A 6,675-nucleotide genomic window follows, 5' to 3' on the forward strand; every position below is an offset into this window, starting at 1 on the left:
CAAGCCGTTGCAGCGCCACCATGTCCGTCCCTTCCGGCAATTCGATCCAATGGATGAAGCCGCCCTGCGGCGCCGCATACCGCGTCCCCGGCGGAAACGCCGAGCGCACCAGCGCCTCAATCACTCCGGCCTGCGCCGCCAGCCGGCCGCGCAGCTTGGCGCAGTGCTCCTCCATGTACCCCCGGCCGATGAACTCGTCCAGCACCCGCTGGGCCAGGCTCGACACCGCCAGGTTGCGCGAAAACAATTGGGCCAGGATCGCATCCCGATACCGCCCCGCCACGCACCAGCCCACCCGGTACCCCGGCGCCACGGTCTTGGAGAACGACGAGCAATAGATCGTCTGCCCGGTCTCGTCGTAGTGCTTGATCGCCTTGGGCCGCTGCGCCTCATCCACCAGGTCGAAGAAGATATCGTCCTCGATGATCGGCACATCCGCTGCCTGCGCCAACTGTGAGAGCCGTGCCCGCGCTGCGTCGGGCATGATGAAGCCCCGTGGGTTCTGTAGCGTCGGGTTGAGGAACACCACATCGACCTTGCCGCGCTTGAGCGCCCATTCCAGGTGCTCGAGGTCCATGCCGCTGTCGGCGTGGGTGCGGATGGGCAGGGCGCGCATCCCCAGGCGTTCGATGGTCTGCAGGATGCCGTAGTAGGTAGGTGTTTCGATCGCTACCGTGGCGCCCGGCCGGGCTACGGCCTCGAGGGCCAGCTCCAGGGCCACGGTGTCGCCCGAGGTCACCAGGATTTCATCCGGGCCGCAGGCCACGCCGCGCTGCAGCATCAGCCCGGCAATACGTCGGCGCAGCGAGGCCAGGCCAGGCGGGGCGATCAAGCCGGCCAGCGGCTGATCGGCCTTGCTGGCCAGGGTCGTCAGGCATTTGTTCAGCAGCACCTGGGGCGTGAGTTCGTCATGCAGCACCGCCGAGCTTAACGACAACCCGCCGTTGCTGGCGGCCTGAGCGAGCATGGCGACCACCGCGTGGTTGACGTTGACGCTGACACTGGCGAGGTCAAAGCCCTGCACCTGGGCCGCGCCCTTGGCGACGAAGTACCCCACCCGGGGCGTGGCTTGCACATAGGCATTGGCCTCCAGCTCCGCCAGGGCCCGTTGCACCGTGGCCAGGCTGCTGTCGAACAGCCGCGCCAGTTCGCGCACCGAGGGCAGCTGCGTGCCGGTAGGCCATTCGCCGCTGTCGATCTGGCGCAGCAGCCAGGCGTTGACGGTGTGCCAGCGTTTGTCGGGCTTGGGGTTGCGATCCATGGCGGCCTTGTGTGGTGTCAAGCGGGGGCCCCGGAAAGGTAGAGCAAAACCGTGCCCGTTGCAGCCACGATGACGATGTTCAGCAGCACCAGGACGAAGCCGAAGCGGATCAGCCTGTGTTCTTCCTCACGGTCGGCCCCGGCCAGCCCGATGACCAGCGACAGGATCGACAACGAGCCCAACGCGCCATGCCCCGCGGCGCTGTTGGCCATGGCTGCCAGCCAGGGGCCGTGGGCGATGGATAATGCCGCAATGGACGGCATCACCAGCGTGGTGCCGCCGACATTGGAGCCTGTCACGTAACCGGCCAGCCCGGCCAGCAGCGACACCGTCGACGCCAGCGACACACCCGACATTGCTTGCAGCGCGCGTTGCGCCTCGACCAGGAAGCCGGCCTTGACCATCACCTGGGAGAGCAGCAGAAACAGGAAGATCGTTGCCACCGGGAACCGCGCCCGCTTGACCAGCGCCTGCCAGGGGAAACCCGCACCTTGGCGCGCGGCCATCATCAGCACCACCAACAGCAAGGCCAGCCCCGGCGACGCCAGCGGCTTCCACGACACGTTGTTGCCATGCACCACCCACAGCCCGTCCCAGCCCGACAGCAGGAACAGCCCCCGCGAGGCGATGATCACCCCCAGCAAGGCCAGGTATGGCCATGCCGTCTGCGGCCAGCGCACCAGGGCCCCGCGCCGCGCCCAGGAAAGCCCCAGGCCGACGCACACCACCGTCAACCCGGCCAGTACCCCAGCGGCTTCGGGGCCTATCCAACGGTTGATTACATACAGCACCGCGCTGAACAACAGCGAAACCAGCCCCAGGCCAAGCCACGCCTGTACGCTGCGAACCTGTGCCAACGCCAGTGCCACCGCCGCGAGGGCGAGGAACACCGGAGCGCTGACCAGTGCCGAATGGCTGCCCAGCTCCTGCGCCGGCACATGGGCCAGCAGCGCGCCGATCACCGTGGCAAGCCCCAGAGTGCCCCAGGGCATCACCACCATGCCGGCCAGGGCCATCTTCATGCCGACCTGGCGGGAAAACAGTCCCATCAGCAGCGGCACCGTGGCGATCAGCGATACGCCGAACCCGGTCATCGCCTCCAGCAGCGGCGCTAGGCCCAGCACGATGAAGATCACCTGCATCGGCGGCGTCCAGCCCAGCTCCCGCACCCAGGCGCCGATCGCCTGCGGGGCGTTGGCGCGTTCGACCAGGATGACGAAGGCCAGCCCCGGAACGATCACGCAGGCGGTGCTGAGGAACAGGATCAACGTGTCTTGCAGGATGGCGCCGGACACCGCCGCCGACAGCGGCTGCGCGGCGCCCAGCCCCCACAGCAGCAGGACACCGGCCACGCCGGCCAGCGCGGCCTGCACGGGTGGGCGGCGCAGCAGCAGGATCAGGGCGATCACCAGGCCAATGGGGGACATTTGCAGCAGCAGGGCAGCCATGATGCGGGTTCCTTTAGCCATCCAGAGGAGTGTGGAAGGGATGGTGGAGGGAAGGGCGGGACTGCAATAGATACAGGGGGTGGGGGATTTTCAATACAGCCCCTGGCTCGTGGCATTGGAGGCACTTGTTCGCACCACCTCTCACGCCAATTGCCTGGATTTCTGGGCGCTGACGGCGATATTGGCTGTTAATGCCTGCAATCCGAGGCATTACGTGGATCGGGCATTCTGGTCGCATTCCGCATGGGTTTTGACCGTACTGCTTGCACGCAGCATGGCTATCTGGCCAAACCTGCCAGCACCTTCTCCAGTTTCACCACCGCCTCCCTCATCTCAGCGGGTGTCAGTGCCGCAAACCCTATCAGCAAGCCGGCATCGTTCCTCGGCACCGCGTACAAACTGCCCAGCCCCAACAGATCGATGCCTACCCCGCGTGCCGCCCTGACCACGGCGTCTTCAGGCAAGCCCTGTACGAAATGGCAGGGCATCTGCAGCCCGCCGGCGGGCACCTGCGGCACGAGAAACGCCCCCAGGTGCCTGCGCAGCAGATCCGCCAGCACATCCCGCCGCTCGGCGTAGAGCGCGCGCATGGCCCGTACATGGGCGTTGAAGTGCCCGCCTTCCATGAACCGGGCCAGGGTCAGCTGGGCGATGGAGGCGTTATGCCCGTCCTGCAGCGTGCGGGCGGCGGTCATCGGCGCGACGAGCTGGGGCGGCAGCAGCAGGTAGCCGATGCGCAGACCGGCGAACAGCGATTTGGTGAAGGTGCCGATGTACAGCGTGCGGTCGTGTGGGTCCAAGCCCTGCACGCAGGCGGTGGGGCGGCCGGCGTAGTGGAACTCGCTGTCGTAGTCGTCCTCGATGATCCAGGCGCGTTGCTGGCGCGCCCATTCGATCGCCAGCAGGCGCCGGTCCAGCGCCAGGGTCGCGCCGGTCGGGTACTGGTGCGAAGGGGTGAGGAACACCGCCCGGGCATCCGGCGCCAGCCGGGCCATGGCGTCCACCTGCAGGCCGTGCGCATCCACCGGGACCGGCACGCATGCCAGGCCGGCGGCGGTGACGGCCTTGCGGGTGCCCTGGTACAGCGGGTCCTCGACCAGCACCTGGTCGCCTGCGTCCATGAGCACCTGGGCGCACAGGCCAAGGGCCTGCTGCGAGCTGGTGAGGATCAGGATGCGCTCGGCGGATGCCTGGGCCCCGCGCTCGAGGTTGAGGTAGTCGGCGATTGCCCGGCGCAAGGGGGCCATGCCCTGCGGCTCGCTGTGTTCCAGCGCCCGCGTGCCGTATTCCTTGTACACCTGCCGCTCCAGCTTCTCCCAGATGGCCAAGGGGAAGTGCCGGGTTTCGGCCACGCCCGGGGCGAAGGGGCGGGGCGACTGGAAGTTGTGGACGCCACCGCTGTGCAACAGCGCTTCACCACGGCGGCTCAACTGCACCGGGGCTTGCTGATGTGCCGGACGCTGGCGCTTGCGCGACGGCAGGCAGCGGGCCCGTTGCGACACGAAGCTGCCGCTGCCCACGCGCCGCTCGATAAAGCCTTCGGCGTGCAACTGGCTGTAGGCCGACTCCACGGTATCCCGCGACACGCCCAGGGACTGGGCCAGCGGGCGCGAGGCGGGCAGCGCCTTGCCCACCGGCAGTGCGCCGTCGAGGATCAACTGACGGATCGCCCGTTGGATACGCACATGCAAGGCCAGCGCGGCGTGTACCGGGTCGTTGATCCAGGCTTTCACCGATTCCAGCTGCGCGTGTTTGAACATTGGCCTGATTCCCTGGCTGATGGACCTGATTAATGGCTGCCAACGCCGGGGCCGCTTCGCGCCCCTTTCCGACCGGTCCAGCGCTCCGGCAAGGCCCGCTCCCACAGGCGACCGCGAACCCCTGTGGGAGCGGCCTTGTGTCGCGAAAGGGCTGCAAAGCAGCCCCGGCAATCTCAAGCCTAACGCTCATCCAGAACCCCAAAGTGGTCTGGCCATTACCGAGCAATTGGCAGGTAAAAACCAACCATTTATCCGCTATAAAACCCAAGCCCGCAAGCAACCACCAAGGAAGGCAAGCGCTACGGGCAGGCCGGCCCCTCACTAATTCACGCAGTCTTGTCCCAAAGGGGTTCCAACCATGACCACCACCCAACCACCCGTCTTCATCCGCGAAGTGAAGCAAACCGACCTACAGCCCTGGCACGACTACTGGGCGCAATACCAGGCCTTCTACCAGGTAGACCTGGGCCCGGCCATTACCGAGCGCACCTGGGCCCGCTTCTTCGACCCGGCCGAGCCCATGCACTGCGCCGTGGCCACCGACGGCGAACGGCTCTACGGCTTCGTCCACTATGTGTTCCACCGCTCGACCTGGGGGCGCAACGACTTCTGCTACCTGGAAGACCTGTTCGTGTGCCCGAGCGCCCGTGGACGGATGCTCGGCAAGCAACTGATCGAGTTCGTCCAGGACCAGGCCCGGCAGCAGCAGTGCGACCGGCTGTACTGGCATACCCAGGAGACCAACCGGACTGCGCAGCGGTTGTATGACTGGATTGCCGAGAAGCCGGGGGTGATTGAGTACCGGATGCCGCTGGATGTTGCTCACTAAGGCCATTGTGCTACGTCCATTGTGAGCAGATAAGGGCGTGGGAGCGGGCTTGCCCCGCGAAGGGGAGCACCGGCTTTGCGGTGCAATCTCCTGCGGCGCCGCGCCGCTCCCACGCCCCAGTCATCAGAAATCTTCCTTTCGAAAACTGCCTGAGTCTTACGGTGTTGTCAGACCATTCAGAAAGACGAACCCCTCCCTGGCAGAGGAGTTCTTATTCCAATATTTTGTGCCTTAACTGCGATTTATCGAGTTAACACACATGAAGTTGGATTTAAGTCTTACCAAACCCAGCGAACTCATGAGGGCCTTGTGCGAGCGCTTGCGCACCGAGCGGCTCGCTCAACAGATGTCGCAAGCGGAAGTGGCTGCTCGTGCCGGCATCGGCACCAATACCGTGTCCAACCTTGAAACGGGACGAAATGTCGGTTTTGAAAATCTGATCCGAGTGGCGATGGTTCTAGGTCGAAGAAAAGAGCTTGAGGCGCTGTTTTTGCCGAAGGTGGAGTGCATAGCCGACATCACTTGTTATGAGCTTGGTGCCAAGCGCCAGCGTATCCGGAAGAAGTCAGGGCAGGATTGAACAGGGCTGCATGGCAGCCCTTTCAGTGGATCGCAGGGTTCAATCGCCAACCCCATGCAACCGCAACGCCCGCTGCGCACATTCCTTCCAGCTCAACTTGCGCCGCTCGGGCACCACCACGGGCCTCTCCGCCGCCATCACCACCGGCATATCCCGCATCCGTACCCAAGGCTCACTCTGCCAATACAACAGACTCGCCGTATGCCCACCCGGCCAGCACATCCTGCCCAGGCGCGGCAGGTCTTCCAGCGCCGAATCCTGCCCATCGCGCAGCACCGCCACCACCTCATGGGTCAGCCATTGGCGCAGGTGGCGGTTTTCCGGAATGTGATGATGGGCCAGCAGGGTATAGGCACCGGACTCGCTGACCATGGTGGTCTCGCCGTACTGGCCGTAGCGCAGCAGCTGCACGGTGCGATGCTGGTCCGGGTCGAGCTTGCGGATGCAGTGTTCGTCGAAGAAGCGCCCGGTCATCCGACCGAGTTCGTGGGCGCAAAACCAGGCTTGGGACTCGAGCCAGAGGGTGTGGAGGGGGCGGTTGTGGCGGGTGAAGAGGGTGGAGGAGTAGTGAGTCATGATGGGCTATCCAAGTCAGGGAGAGCCGTTTCTAACGGGAACGGAATTCCGCCATGTGAGCGTTCTTAGCGCTCAAACAAACTACCGTGGTTTCCTCTGGTTAAGTAGTGATACGTATGTAGGAGGTTTCTTGGAGGGTGTCAGAAATTTTGTGTTCGGGCATAACATGAGTAAGAGGTGCATGTATGCCAACCAAAAAGAAACCCTTGCGTGACCTGCCC

6 protein-coding genes are annotated in these 6,675 nt (G+C 64.9%); 2 read left to right on the forward strand and 4 right to left on the reverse strand.

Going from position 1 to position 6,675, the window contains the following annotated elements:
• The 3 genes from CC207_RS16705 to CC207_RS16715 all read right to left on the reverse strand — a co-directional run.
• On the reverse strand, nucleotides 1-1,261 hold a 1,261-nt coding region (locus CC207_RS16705), incomplete at its 3' end, for a PLP-dependent aminotransferase family protein (protein ID WP_088852430.1).
• A 17-nt stretch (nucleotides 1,262-1,278) separates the two neighbouring features.
• The gene (locus CC207_RS16710; protein WP_088852431.1) at nucleotides 1,279-2,709 is read right to left on the reverse strand and encodes a transporter; all 1,431 of its coding nucleotides are present in this window, start codon (nucleotides 2,707-2,709) and stop codon (nucleotides 1,279-1,281) included.
• Between the two features lie 278 nt (nucleotides 2,710-2,987).
• A complete protein-coding gene (locus tag CC207_RS16715) occupies nucleotides 2,988-4,469 on the reverse strand; it encodes a PLP-dependent aminotransferase family protein (RefSeq protein WP_088852432.1) in 1,482 nt (493 codons plus the stop codon).
• Nucleotides 4,470-4,827: 358 nt separating this feature from the next.
• On the opposite strand from CC207_RS16715, the gene CC207_RS16720 reads away from it, so the two are divergent.
• A complete protein-coding gene (locus tag CC207_RS16720; protein ID WP_088852433.1) occupies nucleotides 4,828-5,298 on the forward strand; it encodes a GNAT family N-acetyltransferase in 471 nt (156 codons plus the stop codon).
• Nucleotides 5,299-5,557: 259 nt separating this feature from the next.
• On the forward strand, nucleotides 5,558-5,878 hold the full coding sequence (locus tag CC207_RS16725) for a helix-turn-helix domain-containing protein (RefSeq protein WP_036986579.1): 321 nt from the start codon (nucleotides 5,558-5,560) through the stop codon (nucleotides 5,876-5,878).
• A gap of 39 nt (nucleotides 5,879-5,917) precedes the next feature.
• Here the strand turns inward: CC207_RS16725 and CC207_RS16730 are convergent, their stop codons facing one another.
• Nucleotides 5,918-6,454, reverse strand: coding sequence for a Bro-N domain-containing protein (locus CC207_RS16730; protein ID WP_088852434.1), 537 nt, complete (start codon nucleotides 6,452-6,454; stop codon nucleotides 5,918-5,920).
• Nucleotides 6,455-6,675 lie beyond the last annotated feature (221 nt).

The sequence above is a fragment of the Pseudomonas sp. DrBHI1 genome, assembly GCF_002205115.1.
In the GTDB taxonomy this organism is placed as follows: Bacteria; Pseudomonadota; Gammaproteobacteria; order Pseudomonadales; family Pseudomonadaceae; genus Aquipseudomonas; species Aquipseudomonas mosselii.